General features: G+C 55.6%; 15 protein-coding genes. 12 read left to right on the top strand and 3 right to left on the bottom strand.

Annotated features, from left to right (window positions below; genetic code table 11):
* Positions 1-24: 24 nt before the first annotated feature.
* From dctP to FJ695_RS25280, 3 genes are read left to right on the top strand one after another with little or no spacing between them, the layout of a single operon-like run.
* Positions 25-1,038, top strand: coding sequence for a TRAP transporter substrate-binding protein DctP (gene dctP / locus FJ695_RS25290; protein ID WP_141188029.1), 1,014 nt, complete (start codon positions 25-27; stop codon positions 1,036-1,038).
* Positions 1,039-1,094: 56 nt separating this feature from the next.
* Positions 1,095-1,601 (top strand): TRAP transporter small permease, encoded by a 507-nt coding sequence (locus FJ695_RS25285; protein WP_141188028.1) that lies wholly within the window; start codon positions 1,095-1,097, stop codon positions 1,599-1,601.
* Complete coding sequence (locus tag FJ695_RS25280) at positions 1,601-2,908, top strand: TRAP transporter large permease (RefSeq protein ID WP_141188027.1); 1,308 nt, start codon at positions 1,601-1,603, stop codon at positions 2,906-2,908. The genes FJ695_RS25285 and FJ695_RS25280 overlap by 1 nt, the downstream gene beginning before the upstream one ends.
* A gap of 100 nt (positions 2,909-3,008) precedes the next feature.
* Here the strand turns inward: FJ695_RS25280 and FJ695_RS25275 are convergent, their stop codons facing one another.
* Both FJ695_RS25275 and FJ695_RS25270 read right to left on the bottom strand, forming a co-directional pair.
* Entirely contained in the window at positions 3,009-4,490 is a 1,482-nt protein-coding gene (locus tag FJ695_RS25275) for an aldo/keto reductase (RefSeq protein ID WP_141188026.1), read from the bottom strand.
* 11 nt (positions 4,491-4,501) lie between these two features.
* The gene (locus FJ695_RS25270) at positions 4,502-5,152 is read right to left on the bottom strand and encodes a GntR family transcriptional regulator (RefSeq protein ID WP_141188025.1); all 651 of its coding nucleotides are present in this window, start codon (positions 5,150-5,152) and stop codon (positions 4,502-4,504) included.
* Positions 5,153-5,252: 100 nt separating this feature from the next.
* Between FJ695_RS25270 and FJ695_RS25265 the strand changes: the two genes are divergently transcribed.
* Genes FJ695_RS25265 through FJ695_RS25235 form a run of 7 tightly spaced genes read left to right on the top strand, consistent with a single transcriptional unit; the run spans position 5,253 to position 11,379 of the window.
* Positions 5,253-5,675 carry a TIGR04076 family protein gene (locus FJ695_RS25265; RefSeq protein WP_371708802.1) on the top strand — a complete coding sequence of 141 codons (423 nt, stop codon included), beginning with the start codon at positions 5,253-5,255 and terminating at the stop codon, positions 5,673-5,675.
* Complete coding sequence (locus tag FJ695_RS25260) at positions 5,672-6,754, top strand: aldo/keto reductase (RefSeq protein WP_141188024.1); 1,083 nt, start codon at positions 5,672-5,674, stop codon at positions 6,752-6,754. The genes FJ695_RS25265 and FJ695_RS25260 overlap by 4 nt, the downstream gene beginning before the upstream one ends.
* Positions 6,747-7,520 (top strand): ABC transporter ATP-binding protein, encoded by a 774-nt coding sequence (locus FJ695_RS25255; RefSeq protein ID WP_141188023.1) that lies wholly within the window; start codon positions 6,747-6,749, stop codon positions 7,518-7,520. Before FJ695_RS25260 ends, FJ695_RS25255 begins: the two co-directional genes overlap by 8 nt.
* Positions 7,513-8,241 carry an ABC transporter ATP-binding protein gene (locus FJ695_RS25250; protein WP_209010809.1) on the top strand — a complete coding sequence of 243 codons (729 nt, stop codon included), beginning with the start codon at positions 7,513-7,515 and terminating at the stop codon, positions 8,239-8,241. The genes FJ695_RS25255 and FJ695_RS25250 overlap by 8 nt, the downstream gene beginning before the upstream one ends.
* Positions 8,238-9,152: a branched-chain amino acid ABC transporter permease gene (locus tag FJ695_RS25245; protein WP_141188022.1), complete on the top strand. Its 915-nt coding sequence runs from the start codon at positions 8,238-8,240 to the stop codon at positions 9,150-9,152. The genes FJ695_RS25250 and FJ695_RS25245 overlap by 4 nt, the downstream gene beginning before the upstream one ends.
* Positions 9,149-10,129 carry a branched-chain amino acid ABC transporter permease gene (locus FJ695_RS25240; RefSeq protein ID WP_141188021.1) on the top strand — a complete coding sequence of 327 codons (981 nt, stop codon included), beginning with the start codon at positions 9,149-9,151 and terminating at the stop codon, positions 10,127-10,129. Before FJ695_RS25245 ends, FJ695_RS25240 begins: the two co-directional genes overlap by 4 nt.
* Entirely contained in the window at positions 10,126-11,379 is a 1,254-nt protein-coding gene (locus FJ695_RS25235; RefSeq protein WP_141188020.1) for an ABC transporter substrate-binding protein, read from the top strand. Before FJ695_RS25240 ends, FJ695_RS25235 begins: the two co-directional genes overlap by 4 nt.
* Positions 11,380-11,583: 204 nt before the next feature.
* On the opposite strand, the gene FJ695_RS25230 is transcribed toward FJ695_RS25235, so the two are convergent.
* Positions 11,584-14,022, bottom strand: a complete 2,439-nt coding sequence (locus tag FJ695_RS25230) for a hybrid sensor histidine kinase/response regulator (protein WP_141188019.1) — start codon at positions 14,020-14,022, stop codon at positions 11,584-11,586.
* A 259-nt stretch (positions 14,023-14,281) separates the two neighbouring features.
* Here FJ695_RS25230 and FJ695_RS25225 point away from each other — a divergent pair, with 259 nt between their 5' ends.
* Together FJ695_RS25225 and FJ695_RS25220 are read left to right on the top strand one after the other, a co-directional pair.
* Positions 14,282-14,575: an STAS domain-containing protein gene (locus tag FJ695_RS25225; protein WP_141188018.1), complete on the top strand. Its 294-nt coding sequence runs from the start codon at positions 14,282-14,284 to the stop codon at positions 14,573-14,575.
* Positions 14,575-14,943, top strand: coding sequence for a response regulator (locus FJ695_RS25220; protein WP_141188017.1), 369 nt, complete (start codon positions 14,575-14,577; stop codon positions 14,941-14,943). The genes FJ695_RS25225 and FJ695_RS25220 overlap by 1 nt, the downstream gene beginning before the upstream one ends.
* The last annotated feature ends 11 nt before the right edge of the window (positions 14,944-14,954 follow it).

Raw genomic sequence — 14,954 nt, 5'->3', positions numbered from 1 at the left:
CCGCCAGAAAAGTGGAGTGAGACTATGAAGAGGTTAATACTGGCCGGCCTGCTTGCCGGATCAACACTGCTCAACGTATCGGCGCAGGCGGAAGACACTCTGTCTGCCGTTCATGCTTTCCCTGAAACTTTGATCTACACGAAGAGCTTCCTGTCCTTCGTCGATAAAGTGAATGAGGCTGGCAAAGGCGTGGTGCAGATCGATGTGCGCGGTGGTCCTGAAGCAATCGGCATGTTCCAGCAGCCGGACGCGGTGCGTGACGGCATTGTCGACATGGTCTATACGCCGGGCTCTTTTTATGGCGGCGCTCTCCCGGAAAAAGACGCTATGGTCGCCTCCAACCTGACGGCGGTTGAAACACGCGGAAATGGCGGCACTGAGCTGATCGATCAGATCCATCAGGAAAAGATGGGGCTTAAGTATCTCGGCTGGTTTGACAGTGGTGTTTGCTACAATCTTTGGACGCGCAACGAACCCACCTTTGATGCGAACGGCAATCTGGAAGTTGAAGGCCTGAAACTGCGCGGCAACAACGTCTACAATGCCTTCTTCACCAACTATCTTGGTGCTCAAGTGATCGACCTTCCGACTGGGGAAGTCTATTCGGCCCTCCAGCGCGGAGTTGTTGATGCCACTGGCTGGACGCAAATCGGTCTAATCGATCTGAAATGGAACGAATTCCTGAACTACCGGATCGAACCGTGCTTTTTCTCGACGGACCTGGGTGTCATCGTCAACCTTGAGAAATGGAATTCTCTGTCTGACGAATCCAAGAAAATCCTGCAAGACGTTGCCATTCAGCACGAAAAGGACAGCGTGGCCGCACTACGCGCGAAGCGGGATGAGGATTTTGCTGCGCTAGATGCTGCCGGCATGACCGCCATATCGCTTGAAGGCGAAGCCAAGGCAAACTATCTGGCAGCGGCACGTGAAAAGACCTGGGAGCGGATGAAAGGCCTGATGGCTGAGCAACCGGGCGGCACTGGAAACTATGACAAGCTGATCGAACTCTTCTACGATCTGAATGCCGCAAAATAACAAAACAATCAGGCCCGCCGGCAGACGGGCCTGATTTGCCGATCCGGGGCGTGTGCATGACGGCTGTTTCCAAGTATTACAAGTTTCTGATTGATGCCATGGCGATCGTAGCAGGCGCCACACTCGTGTGGCTGATGGTATCCGTCGTGATTTCGGTCGTGATGCGCAATCTGGGTCTGCAGCCATTTGCCTGGCTGTTTACGTCTTCCGAGTACGGGCTTTTGTATATGACCATGCTCGGTGCGCCGTGGCTGGTCCGCGAAAAGGGGCATGTTCACATCGAGTTGGTGACTTCCGCCATACCGGACGGCCCAAGGCGCATTGTCAGCCGATTGGTGGCACTTGCCTGTGTGCTCGTCTGCGTCATCCTTGCCTGGAAAGGGCTGGAGCTGTTCTTGAAGAACATCGAACGCGGCGACTATGACACGCGTGCCTACTACTACCCCCGCTGGCTACTGACGATCACCTTTCCGCTGAGCTTCGGCCTTATGGCCGCTGAATTTATGCGCTTTGTCGTCGGCTCGGAGCTGATGCATACCGGTGAAGCGGGGATACACGAGTAATGGAATGGTATGAAGCTCTCGCCCTGCTCTTGGGCGTGATTGTTTTCCTTATGGCCATGGGCATGCCGGTAGCCCTGGCGTTTTTGGCCGCCAATATCGTCGGCGCCTGGGTCTTTATGGGCGGCGAGCGCGGCATCGGCCAACTGCTTAACAACGGACTTGGATCGCTCACCAAATTCGCGCTCGTACCGATCCCGCTGTTTCTCTTGATGGGTGAGATTTTCTTTCACACGGGTCTTGGCGGACGCATGTTCAATGCGATCGACAAGCTGCTCGGCCGGCTTTCCGGCCGGTTGAGTTATGTCACCGTTTTGGGGGGCACGGCCTTTTCGACCCTCTCCGGCTCCTCGATGGGGTCAACGGCGCTACTCGGATCACTCATGGTGCCGGAAATGAACCAGAGGGGCTACAAGCCACACATGAGCATCGGCCCGATCCTGGGCACGGGCGGTCTTGCAATCATCATTCCGCCTTCAGCACTGGCGGTGCTCCTAGCTACATTGGCTCAGATCGATGTTGGCGCTCTCTTGATTGCTGGGGTTGTTCCGGGCCTTATCCTGGCCGGCTTTTACATTGGGACCATCTGGCTGCAAACCAAGCTGGACCCGAGCGCTGCGCCTGCCTATGACGTGGAGCCGCTCTCCTTTTTAAGCAAGATTTCCCTGCTCCTGCGGGAGGTCGTGCCGATGGTCGGTGTGATGGTGGTGATTATCATCCTGATGATCAATGGCTTCGTCACGCCATCCGAAGCTGCTGCTTTCGGCGCTTTGGGTGTCTTGATTCTCGCAGCGATTTTCCGCTGCCTGACTTGGGAGGCGATGCGCAAATCCGTTACCGGAGCGCTTAAAGTTACGCTGATGGCCTATCTGATCGTCTTCGGATCGGCAACTTTCAGTCAGCTCCTGGCCTTTTCCGGCGCCTCTAGGGGGCTGGTCAATTGGGCCATTTCCTTCGAGCTTGCCCCGATCGCCATGTTGATGGTGATGTTCGCGGTCTTGTTGCTGCTCGGTATGTTCATGGAACAGATTTCCATGATGCTTCTCACTGTGCCGATCTTCTTTCCGCTCGCCATGAACCTTGGCTACGATCCGATCTGGTTCGGCCTGATCATGCTGCTGGCGCTGGAAATCAGCTTCACGACACCGCCTTTCGGGCTCCTACTTTTTGTCATGAAGGGGGTTTCTCCAACCGGGACAACCATGCGTACGATTTATACGTCGGCCTTCCCATTCATCGGCTGCTCACTTCTACTGGTTGCCCTGCTGGTGCTGTTTCCTGAAATCGCACTGTGGCTCCCAGGTCTTTAACTCCAATGGAGGCATTGGCTTACGCCGAACGGAACATTTGCCCTGCTTAAGAAGACGATGGAAGCCACAACAGTGGCCCGCCAAACTGCATGAACGCATACTATTCCGGTTCTTGCGCGCTATCCTTTACAAGAGCTTCGGTTTCGATCTCCACTTTGTGGTCGCCAATCAGTCCGGCAACCACAACCAGGGTGTTGGCGGGTTTGATGTCTGAGAAAACGCGGCCATGGGCGCGGGAGATGTCGAACACATCCTTTTCGTCCGTGATGAAGATCCGGGTGCGCACAACGTCGTTCGCGGTGGCTCCAAGCGCTGAAAGCGCGGCCAGGATCTTGTCGAGAATAAAGGTGGTCTGGGCTGCAGCATCGTCCGGGGCGACAGCCCGGGACGCGCCAGCGACAGCGGTCGTGCCGGAAACAAGGATACGGTTACCGATCCGGTGGGCCCGGCAATATCCGGCGATCTCCTCCCAATCAGACCCTGTTAATACATGCGTTGCGTCCGGCCGGTGCGGAGCAGGACCAGCGTCATGGGCGCGGGGCATTCCAGACAAGTGATGGCTGAGGTCGCCGGACGCGGTCAGGAAAGGTGGGCGGCGGTATTCATCGCCGCAGTCACCTGGGACCTGTGTAGTCTGCGAAAAAGCTGCGTCCAACTGCGCGGTGTCTTCTTCATCCAATGCGAAGGAAAACAGTTTTGCGTTGTCCGCCATATGTTCGCTTTCACCGAGCCGAGCGCCAACAATTACGCCCGCGATTGCCGGCTGTTCCAGCACCCAGCGCGATGCCACATTGGCGAGCGAAACGCTGTGTTTTTGAGCGATGGAGTTGGCTGCTTCCAGGATCGCCTGAAACCCGTCCCAGCCACCCGCAGCGTCGATGAAGCGTTTGTACTTCATCTTCGACCAGTCGGTGATGTCGACAGGCTCCGGTTTGCCGAGCCAGCGGTCCGACAGAAAACCACCACACAAAGTGCCGTATCCAAGCAACCGGACATCTCTTTGCGCGCACAGATCGGATAAAGGTCCGAGTGCGCGGCGGTCGATCATGGAAAACGACACCTGGTTGCTGACCAGCGGAATACCGTCTGAAAGGGCCAGGCGCAGATGTGCAGCGTCGAAGTTGGTAACGCCAAGAGCCTTGATCAGCCCTTCGTCCTTCAGTTTCGTCATTTCGTGAAGTGCGTCCAGCCAGGCCGGATGTTCAAAACTCCACCAGTGAAACTGTAAAAGATCAATGCAGTCTGTGCCCAGCCTGTCCAACCGTTCCTGAACACCTGCGCGCACGACGTCGGCTGTCATCGGGCCCGGTTCCGGACACCATTTGGTGAAAATCTGTGGGCGGTCATGTCCTTCATGCCGAGCGAGCAACCGCCCGGAGATGATCTCCGCGCTGCCATAATGATCAGCCATATCGAAGGTGGAAAATCCGGCCTTCAAATAGGCTTCAAGATGATCCGCCCCCTTTTCTGGATCAAGCTGCGCACCATCCTTTTCGATGTCGGCCACCTGCCAGAGGCCCGTCAAAACACGGCTGATTTCCAGACCGTCAGCTAGGGTCTGGCGCGGCGGTTGGAGGGTCATGAATGGATCCTTCAGGTTTCCGGCAGGAGCAGCTTGAAACTGCGTTCAATGTCTTGAGCAAGAGCCTTTTGCGCGGCTGTACGGTCTTTGGCGCGCAACGCCGCAATGATTTCCTCGTGGTGAATGTGTTCGGGGATTTCAGAGGCTGCTTTTTCCTGAACGACGAGGTTCAAAAATGCGCCGTACTGAAGCCACAACGCCTCAACGAGCGGCAGAATGACCCTGGATCGGGAATGCCGGTAAAGGGTGAAGTGAAACTCGTAATTTTGCGTCAAATCCGGCAACTCGCCTTCAGGCCGGGGCCGGGCAATAACCGCGGCAAGAGTATTGATCGCGGCTTCATCCATGTGGTCCATGGCCTCATCCAGCAAAATGGCTTCCAGGGCCAGGCGGGCGGACTTCAGCTCCCGCATGCGGTCCGCATCGAAAGGCGGCACCTCCAGGGTCCGGCTGGGCGTGTCGACCAGCGCTCCCTCGGCAACAAGACGGCGCACGGCTTCCCGCACCGGCGTCATTGAGGTGCCGAGCTGATCGGCCAGTGTGCGGAGGCTTACACTTTCGCCCGGCGCAAAAGCGCCGCGCGTGAAAGCTTCACGCAGCGCTTCATAGACGCTTTCCCTCAGTTTCGACTGATCGATCTTGGCAATCTTTGGCTCGTTCATCCCTCAGCCTTTGGCCACGTTGGCTTCTTGTCTTGACAATCTGGTTTTGAGATATGGTATAAAATATCACAGATCACAATCAAGGCGCCAAAACAAAAAAGTGGGGAGCGCGGTGGCGGAAGATTCAAACGGGATGGACCGTGATGCAGCGGCCGAAGCCGGCGATGGCTTCTGGCTGTATGACTTGAAAGTCGAAACGGTTCTGGACGGCCGCACGCCGGTTTGCCGGCATGTCGAAGGCGAGAGTTTCGCCGTTGAGGGGGAAACGCTGGTTTTCCAAGAAGACCAGCGGGTGTCCATGTACGCCCTTGCTGCCGTCTTGCCACTCCTTCCCGCCAAGCAACGCCCGACAAGTTCAAATGACTGGATGAGCACGGACGCCGAAGTTGCCTGTCCAGATCCGCATTGCGGCGGGCGGTTCCGGATCACTCGGACAAGAAAGCGCTGGTTCAGCCATTCTGAGACAACCGGATTGCCGGATCAGCGCAGCACACCTTACTGGCAGAAGGACGAGGTGGAATGACCGCTGAGACCGCAGACCTCCGGCCCGGCTACGCCATCTCCCGCGTCATCAAGGGCGGATGGCAGCTTGCAGGAGATCATGGCCCGGTAGATCCGGCCGCCGCAATTGCGGATATGGAAGCGTTCCTCGACGCCGGGATTACCTCTTTCGACTGCGCTGACATCTATACCGGCGTTGAGGAGATGATCGGTGCCTTCATTGCCGATGTTCGCCAGCGGCGTGGGGCGGAGATTGCGGACCGGGTGCAGGTACACACCAAACTGGTGCCGGATCTGGAAAGGCTTGAAGACCTCTCGGCAGACGAAGTGGAAGCAATTGTCGACCGCTCGCTCCAGCGCCTGCAAATCGACCGCTTGCATTTGGTGCAGTTCTACTGGTGGGATACGTCGATTGGTGCGCCGGTCAAGGCGATGGAGACGCTCAAGCGCTGTCAGGAAAAGGGTAAGATCGCCCATCTGGGGGTCACCAACTGGGACGTGAAGGAAACCGCGCCTTATCTGGATGCTGGTATCGATCTGGTCTCGACACAGGTGCAGTATTCTGTTCTGGACCGCCGCGCTGCCAAGGTCCTAGCGCCCTGGGGGGCGGCTCATGATGTCCAGCTTCTATGTTATGGCACGTTGGCCGGCGGGTTCTTGACCGAGAACTGGCTTGGAAAACCGGACCCTGGTTTTCAATTCGAAAACCGCTCCCTGATCAAATACCGTCTGATCATCGATGAATTTGGGACTTGGGACAGGTTTCAAACACTGCTTCTTTTGCTGAATGACATTGGGCGCCGTCACAACGTGACTTTGAGCTCAGTTGCGACCCGCTGGGTATTGCAGCAGCCTCAAGTCGCAGCGGCTATTGTGGGCGCGCGCTATGCCCGCCATTTGCCGAAAACCCTTGAAGTCTTCCGCTTTGAACTCGACGCGGAGGATCTTTCACGCATGGACGCATTACTTAAGACCGCGCCAGGCCCGCAAGGCGACGTGTTTGGGCTGGAACGCGACCGAAACGGGCGCCATGGCCGGATCATGAAATACAATCTCAACACCCGCCCGGACGATGCCGTTCTTGGAGCGGCCAATGGCTGAGCCGATCCTCAAGCTGACCAACGTCTCCCGGTCCTTCGGCGATTTTCTCGCCGTGGATGGGGTGTCGCTTGATATCCGAAGTGGATCCATTACCGGCCTCATTGGTCCAAATGGCGCCGGTAAGTCGACACTCTTCAACGTCGTTGCCGGAGACTTGGCGCCAAGTAGTGGGAGGGTCGTTTTTGATGGTCAGGACATTTCCAAACTAGCGCCGGAACAACGTTTCGCAGCTGGCCTTGGCCGCACCTTTCAGATCCCGCGGCCTTTTAAGCGCATGAGCGTTTTGGAAAACGTCATGCTGGCGCCGCTGGATCAGAGCGGGGAGGGGCTGCTTGCTCCGATTTTTGGCCGTGCCAGGATCCGTCAGGAAGAAGCCGCCATTCGAAAGCGTGCGCTCGAGGTTCTTGAATTTGTGACCCTCCGTCCGCTTGCTGACCAGCCGGCTGGCAAGATATCGGGCGGTCAGATGAAGCTGCTGGAGTTGGCGCGTGTCCTGATGGGCGATCCGAAACTGATCCTCTTGGACGAACCGGCCGCTGGTGTGAACCCGGCACTTACCGAAGTGCTGATCGGCAAGATCGAAGAGCTCAATCGGTCCGGAAAAACCTTTCTCATCATTGAACACGATATGGATTTTGTGATGCGCCACTGCGATCCGGTGATCGCCCTTGCCGAGGGACGCGTCGTCTTTGAAGGCTCAGCTGAAGAAGCTCAGTCCAACCCTGTTCTTTTGGATGCATATCTTGGAGCACCGGTCGATGCCTAATGCGGTGCTTTCCGTTGACAACGTGACTGCCGGCTATGTTCCAGATTTGCCGATCTTGCGGGATGTGTCCTTAGAGGCCGAACGTGAAAAACTGACGGTCATTATCGGTCCCAACGGGGCCGGAAAGTCGACCTTGATCAAGGCAGTCGTCGGCCTTTTGCCAGTCAGCAAAGGAAGCATCACAGCAAACGGTCAGGACATCACGGGCCTGTCCCCTGATCGCATGACGAGCGCTGGCATCGCTTATGTTCCGCAAACGGACAATGTGTTCAGGACGCTGACAATCCGCCAGAACATTGATCTGGCTTTGCAAAAACACACAAGCGCTGCGGACAAACTGTCTGAACTCTACGAACGGTTTCCGGTACTCGCAGACAAGCAGCGCGACAAGGCAGGTTCCTTGTCTGGTGGGCAACGTCAATTTCTGGCCGTTGCGATGGCTTTGGCTGCAGATCCAGTTTTGATCCTGATGGACGAACCATCGGCCGGCCTCTCGCCAAAGGCTGCAGAAGAAGTGCTTGATCACGCCAAGCAGCTGACCAACCACGGCGTGACCATCCTGTTGGTCGAGCAGAACGTCAAACAGGCTCTTAAACGGGCTGATCATTGTTATGTGCTTGCCGAGGGCCGAAACCAGATTGACGGGCCCGCAACGGATCTTTTGCAGGATCCGGCGCTCGGCCGGATCTATCTGGGCGGGGAAAGGCGGGTGCCGGCATGATCCAGCATCTCGTCGACGGTATTCTGGTCGGTTCCTTCCTGTCGCTCGGCGCAATCGGTCTCACCATGGCCATGCACATCTTGCGCTTTGCGAATTTCTCGCACGCCGAGCTTTTGTCGATAGGTGCCTATTGTGCACTGGTTTTTGACAAGGTGTTCGAGAGCCTGTTGCCGGTTCTTTCGGAAAAAATCGGCCCGCTCTCGATGACGGGTGCGCTCGCCATTTCAATCGTCCTGTCCATGGCTTTGACCGGCCTCTCCGCCGTTTTAATCGACCGGTTCGTCTTTCAAAGAGTTCGCCAGAAGGGCGAAGAACTCTCCATGGTGTTTGCATCCTTCGGCATGGCACTCATCATCCGCAATGTGATCGGGTTGATCTTTGGCCTGTCCGGCGAGCTTTATTCCAGCGACATCGCCTTTGCGATGGTGCTGTCGCGGGATCCGTTGCTCTTAGTAAAACCGGATCAGGTGTTTGTCTTGATCGCCGCGCTTGTTTTGATGCTCGCACTACACCTGGTCTTATCGCGAACCACTTTTGGATTTTCCCTTCGGGCGGTTGCCGAAAATCCAGGCCTTGCGCAAGTCCACGGCGTCAACCTCAAGCGGATGATTGCCGCGGTCTGGATCATCGGCGGAGGGCTCGGCGCGGTCGCCGGGATCTTTTATGGCCTAAGCTATCAGATCACCCCAGTTATGGGCCGGGACCTGGTTTTACCGATCTTTGCCGCGACCATCGTTGGCGGCATCGGCAGCGTTTATGGGGCAGTGCTCGGCGGTTTCATTGTTGGCATTGCCTCAAACCTCGCGCTGGTGATCCTGCCCTCCGGTTATAGCCCATCGGTGCCCTTCCTCATGATTTTGGCTGTCCTTCTGGTGCGTCCCAACGGTTTGTTTGGGGAGGCACGGGCATGATTGGTGTCATCTCCTATCTGGTGTTCTTTTCGACCGTTGCCGCGATCCTCGCGATTGCCGTTTTGGGACTGAACCTTCAGTGGGGCAACACAGGGCTCTTCAATGGAGGCGTTGTCGCTTCGTTCGGGGCTGGCGCCTACGGAACACTGATCCTCGGCGGTACGCCGCAGGACGGGCACCTTGGTGGTTTTGAGCTGTTTTATCCGCTGGCGCTCATAGGCGGTATGATCTTCGCCGGTGCGCTGGCCTGGGTGGTCGGCAAGCTGACGCTTCGCCTCAGGCATGACTATCTGGCGATTGCAACGTTCGGAGTTGCCGTTGCCTTTGAAAATGTCATGCGCAACGCAACCGCAGTTACGGGCGGAGCTCAGGGGATCAGAGGGTTCGAACGCCCGTTCCAAAACATTCTCGGCAGTGGCTTTGGCTACAATCTGTTGTTCTTGGTCGCCGTTCTGATTTTTCTCATCCTTGTCTATGGTTTCCTGGGACGCCTGACCGTCTCGCCCTTCGGCCGCTTGTTGCGGGCAATCCGCGAGGACGAGACAGCCGCCCGCTCACTCGGGAAATCTCCCGACAAGGTCCGACTCACTGCCTTTGTTACCGGTTCAGTAATCATCGGTCTTGCCGGCGGGCTTTACGGCACTTTCTACGCCTTTGTCAGCCCGCAGGATGTTCTGCCGATCCTGACATTCCAGATCTGGGCGATGCTGATTGTTGGTGGTGCTGGCAACAACAAGGGCGCTATGGCGGGCGCCTTTCTGATCTGGGGCGCCTGGACGTTTTCCGGCTGGGCCCTGTCCCGCTTCGCACCTGTTGAAGCTCAACTTTACACCGGTTCGATCCAGTTTGTTCTGATCGGCATGGTGATCGTCGGCATGCTGCTCTGGAGACCTCAAGGTCTGTTCCCCGAGCAGCTGGTCGTTTCGCAACCCGGAGGAGGACACCGGGAAAAGACACAAGCAGAGGGACTAACATGAGAAAAGCACTTGTTTTTGCGGCCGTCGCCGCAGGCATGACGGCTCTGAGCAGCGGTGTTCAAGCCCAGGACTGTACGACCAAGATCGGAGCGGCATTGCCGACCTCTGTGGACTGGGGCCGGCCGATCGCAGAAGTTGCCCAGTTCGCTGTTGACCAGGTTAATGAAGCGGGTGGCGCCGGGGGTTGTTCCATCGAGATGATCTTGCGGGACACTCAGGTCGATCCGAAGGTTGGCGTTGACGCGGCCAAGGCGCTGGTCGATCTGGAAGGGGTGAAGGTGCTCCTGGGCGCAGTGTCTTCCGGTGTCTCCATGCCGATTCTTTCGTCTGTGACGGTGCCCAGTGGTGTCATGCAGATGTCCTGCTGTTCCTCGTCAACGGCCTTCACCAGGCTGGCGGAAGAGGGCAAGACCAAGGGCCTTTGGTTCCGCACCTTTGCAACCACCGGGGTTCAGTCTGCGATGGGCGCCAAAGTCGCTGCAGACAACGGCTTCAAATCGGTCGCCATCCTCTACAAGAACGATGACTGGGGCCAGGACATGGCCAAACTGATTGCAGCGGACTTTGCCGCGGCCGGGGTTAAGGTCACGGCCTCTGTTGCGATCAACGATGCCCAACCATCCTATCGTGCCGAAGTCACCGAGGCGCTCGGCAGCCAGCCGGAAGCGCTTTATCTGGCGCTTTATCCGACCGAAGGCACGTCGGCTGTGCGCGAATGGCTGTCGCTTGGCGGTACGCAGAACATGATCCTGGCAAACTCTTTGAAATCCGACGAGTTCCGGGACAATGTCGGCCTGCAATATCTTGGCGGTGCCTTGGGGACGGACACGGCTTCGCCGCGTGTTGAGAGCGCGGACGCTTTCAAGGCGGCATACAAGGCGAAATTCGGCTCCGAGCCGAACGGACCGGGTCTGGCAAACAGCTATGACGCGGCCATGATCGCCTTGCTCGCCATGGAAGCAGCCGGCAAGGGTGCCTCTGGTGCCGATATTGCTGCGGCCGTTTCCAAAGTGACCGATCCCAACGGCAAGGCGGTCACTGCCGATGCGGCCGGATTCGCAGCTGCAAAAGCCACGTTGTCCGAAGGCGGCACTGTGATGTATCAGGGCGCGACCGGCAATGTCCGTTTTGACGCCAATGGCGATGTTTCCGCGCCAGCTGTTGTTTGGAAATTCACAGACAGCGGTACGGAAGAAGTGGAGTACCTGTCGCTGACCGAGGTGGATGCGTTTATTGCGTCTCTGAAATAGGGACGGATTTGCAATTGGATCGGCCGGGGCATATTGCTCCGGTCATCCCGCACGACTGGCAAGGGTTTTCGGAGATGCAGCTTGTGGGGCTGATGTGGTGGTAGCCTGCTGGGTATTCAGCTGTATCAGCTGAAAGGTGTTTCGAATGCTGGTAAACGCGGCTGGTAATAGATGGCCTTAATACGCCTAACAGCAGCGGTCTCATCACTCTGCAGTGCTTAGCTGATTTGATATCCGACTAATGGAAAGCAAAGTTTGTGAAGCTAATGCGTCGAATTCATCAAGGGTTGAGGCTAGATCAGGATCTGTGTTTTCGCACAAGGCCATGATCTTACGGCAACAATCCGAGAGTGCGATGAAGCCGAACGAGTATGCAGCAGAAGCAAGTGCATGAACCTGTCGAGAGAGTTCTGCAGGGTTCTCGCGTTCCGCCTGAACAACTTCCAGTCGGGTTTTCAATTCTTCCTCAAACACTTGCGCCAGGCGCAAGGTTTCTTCAGCTCCAACCAGATCCAGCATCTCTTTCAATTGCGGGTTATTGTCGGCTTCGGCTTCCTGTGTCAAAGAAGCTGACCCATTTTCGTCAGTTTGTTTTTCGCCATTTATCGTGTCATCGCCGGCCGCATTAGGTGTTTCATCAAGCTGCCCGTTGCCGCGAAGCTTAGCGATTGAAGAGATCAGTAAAGACCAGTCGACTGGCTTGGTGAGCCAGGCGTCTATTGGAATGCCATCTTTTGTGGCTTTCTTTTGGGCATAGACATTCGCGGTCAGGGCCAGGATTGGGCAATCTGGTTGAACAGAGTCCTGCTTGATGGCCTGACTGGCCTCCATTCCATCCATGATGGGCATCTGGATATCCATTAGGATGACATCAAAAGTTTCGGTCTTAGCTGCATCAACCGCATCCAACCCGTTGGACACGGCGTGAACCGTAGCCCCTGATTTTTCGAGGCGTGATTTTATCAGAGCCTGGTTGACCTCATTGTCTTCGGCAAGAAGGACGCGAATACCGTCAAGCTTTTCCTCACAATGGATGGTGGGAACAGTATCTTGCGATGGCGCTGTTACAGGTTCTGCTTTCGCTAGCGGGATTTCAAACGTAAACACTGAGCCTTCATTTGGGGTACTTTCGACATCGATGTGGCCGCCCATCAATTCGACGAGCCGGTGCGATATGGCAAGGCCAAGGCCCGAGCCGCCGTATTGGCGCGTGGTGGACGTGTCTGCCTGTGTAAACCGCTTAAACAAGTTCGGAATGACGTCTGGTGCGATCCCGATTCCGGTGTCCGCGACCTGAAACTCGACTATACCTTCCGGCTTTTGTCGAATACTGACAGTAACCAGTCCTCCGGAAGGCGTAAATTTGATCGCATTTGATACGAGATTGATAAGGACTTGCCGGGTTCGAAAAGGGTCTCCGGTGACATGATCCAGACTACTGTCCGTTATCTTGAGATGAACCGAGACGCCTTTGTTCTCCGCGATTTTTTCAACCAAATCCAGGACGGTCGCGACCTGTTCAGGTAAACAAAAGGGTGTATCTTCGATTGGCAGATCGCCGGCTTCGATTTTAGTGAAGTCAAGGATGTCATTTACGATGGCCAGCAATCCGGCTCCTGCTTCCTTTTGCATGGTGAGGGCGGAAATGTATTGATCCGCTAGAACTCCGCGCAACTCTTCTAAAAGTAAATCCGAAACACCGAGAATGCTGGTTAGGGGGGTGCGGAGTTCGTGGCTCATATTGGACAAAAAATCCGACTTTGCCTGAGCTGCCTGTTCGGCCTTTCTTTGAGATGCTTCCAAGGCCGCATGGGTTTCAACCCGCTGAGTGATGTCCGCATGAGTGCCGATCATTCGGAGAGGGTTTCCCTGGCCGTCCCGTTCTACCACCTGCCCCCGATCCAAGATCCAAACCCAATGGCCATCTTTGTGGCGCATTCGAAATTCCTGCCGAAACCTCTCCGTCTGGCCGTTAAGATGGGCTCGGTCCGCGGCAAGTACATCAGGCAGATCATCTGGGTGCATCAGTGTCTGCCACATGTTTGGATCGTCGGTGATATCCTCGGGCCGGTACCCTAACATTTCAGACCACGCTCGAGAGTAAAAGGTTTTGCCGGTTCTGAAATCCCGGTCCCAGACGGCTTGCCTTGCATTGTTCAAAGCATGGGCAAGTTGAGAGCTTTGATCCTTCAGCATCATCTCGGCTCGTTTCTCGGCAGTGATGTCCTGAAAAAGGATAAGTCCGAAGGGCCTGTCGTGTTTTGTAGGATTATGTACTTTCCTTATTCGGGTTTTAAACCATTGCCATTCGCCTCCGGGGCCCCAGAACCGGATTTGCAGCGTTTTTTCCTCCACGAAGTCTTTTCGAAGGCTTTTGAGAGTATTGTTCAGTTCTTCAAGGTTTTGCGGATGAACATAAGGCTGCCAAGCATTCGGATCTGACTTCAAGGTATCGCGCTGTACACCAATTTGCCGGCAGAAACTCCGTGAATACTGCACTTTCCGATATGCGATATCCACCCACCAATAAATGAGAGCATCGGGTTCGGAAAGCGCGCTGATCAAAGCGGGCGGATGGTCCGTAGCGTCCGGTCTAGCGGCGTTATCAGATGTTTTTGGCAACTGCAGATCGTTGTGAGGCATCAAGTGATTCTACCAGATTGTGTCACCCTTGGATTTTGCGCACGCATTAGTAGCGCGATGCCAGGTTAATAAATCAAATTTTCCAAAATATTAAATAATCGAGATTTTACATACGGTTGTGATCTTGTGATTGCATTCATACAGATTGAGTTAACCATATGGTAACAGGAGAGTATTCTATTATAACGTAGAGTAAGTTTCAGATTAATTACACTGATATTTGTATCGGTGGTAAAATTACTAGATATGGTTGATCCTGATGACAAGCGACACGAACAGTCCATTCCAGCTTCCAAGTTGTGTTGATTTCTCTCGCGTCCAGCAATTGGCCGAAGATTTGCGGGCTGCGCAGTTGGAAAACTCCAACTTGCAAATAGACGCCGGCGAAGTTGATCAGATCGGTACGCCCGCCGCTCAAGTGCTGGTTGCAGCTGCGCTGCAAGCTGGAAGTGATGGACAGCAATTCGAGGTTATCAGCCAAACCGAAAGTTTCCAGCAAGTCTTCGAGGATTTGGGCCTCTCCGACCAGATCGAACAGTGGAGCAAAGATTGATGAGTAAGCGCGTCCTGACAGTAGATGATTCAAAAACCATGCGAGACATGGTTCGCTTCACATTGAAAGGTGCTGGTTTTGATGTCGTCGAAGCAGAAGACGGTGTTCAAGCACTGTCCGTCCTCGAGAAGGACAAGGTCGACCTCATTATTACAGACATCAACATGCCGAATATGGATGGCGTAACGCTCGTAAAACGGGTCCGGGGTGGGGGCGGTAGCCACCGTGCTGTCCCCATTCTCGTCCTGACCACCGAAGGAGGCGACGCAAAAAAAGCTGATGGCAAAGCTGCTGGCGCCACCGGCTGGATAGTCAAACCTTTCACGCCGGACAAACTCGTCCAGGTTGTGAACAAAGTCTGCCCCTAAAAACTTACGGA

The sequence above is a fragment of the Labrenzia sp. PHM005 genome (genome assembly GCF_006517275.1).
In the GTDB taxonomy this organism is placed as follows: domain Bacteria; phylum Pseudomonadota; class Alphaproteobacteria; order Rhizobiales; family Stappiaceae; genus Roseibium.
This window is presented reverse-complemented; position numbering and strand designations above follow the sequence as displayed.

Bases quoted from the DNA above. Each gene is read 5' to 3' on its own strand.
- dctP (WP_141188029.1), top strand. From the start codon at position 25: ATGAAGAGGTTAATACTGGCCGGCCTGCTTGCCGGATCAACACTGCTC.
- FJ695_RS25285 (WP_141188028.1), top strand. From the start codon at position 1,095: ATGACGGCTGTTTCCAAGTATTACAAGTTTCTGATTGATGCCATGGCG.
- FJ695_RS25280 (WP_141188027.1), top strand. From the start codon at position 1,601: ATGGAATGGTATGAAGCTCTCGCCCTGCTCTTGGGCGTGATTGTTTTC.
- FJ695_RS25275 (WP_141188026.1), bottom strand. From the start codon at position 4,490: ATGACCCTCCAACCGCCGCGCCAGACCCTAGCTGACGGTCTGGAAATC.
- FJ695_RS25270 (WP_141188025.1), bottom strand. From the start codon at position 5,152: ATGAACGAGCCAAAGATTGCCAAGATCGATCAGTCGAAACTGAGGGAA.
- FJ695_RS25260 (WP_141188024.1), top strand. From the start codon at position 5,672: ATGACCGCTGAGACCGCAGACCTCCGGCCCGGCTACGCCATCTCCCGC.
- FJ695_RS25255 (WP_141188023.1), top strand. From the start codon at position 6,747: ATGGCTGAGCCGATCCTCAAGCTGACCAACGTCTCCCGGTCCTTCGGC.
- FJ695_RS25250 (WP_209010809.1), top strand. From the start codon at position 7,513: ATGCCTAATGCGGTGCTTTCCGTTGACAACGTGACTGCCGGCTATGTT.
- FJ695_RS25245 (WP_141188022.1), top strand. From the start codon at position 8,238: ATGATCCAGCATCTCGTCGACGGTATTCTGGTCGGTTCCTTCCTGTCG.
- FJ695_RS25240 (WP_141188021.1), top strand. From the start codon at position 9,149: ATGATTGGTGTCATCTCCTATCTGGTGTTCTTTTCGACCGTTGCCGCG.
- FJ695_RS25235 (WP_141188020.1), top strand. From the start codon at position 10,126: ATGAGAAAAGCACTTGTTTTTGCGGCCGTCGCCGCAGGCATGACGGCT.
- FJ695_RS25230 (WP_141188019.1), bottom strand. From the start codon at position 14,022: ATGCCTCACAACGATCTGCAGTTGCCAAAAACATCTGATAACGCCGCT.
- FJ695_RS25225 (WP_141188018.1), top strand. From the start codon at position 14,282: ATGACAAGCGACACGAACAGTCCATTCCAGCTTCCAAGTTGTGTTGAT.
- FJ695_RS25220 (WP_141188017.1), top strand. From the start codon at position 14,575: ATGAGTAAGCGCGTCCTGACAGTAGATGATTCAAAAACCATGCGAGAC.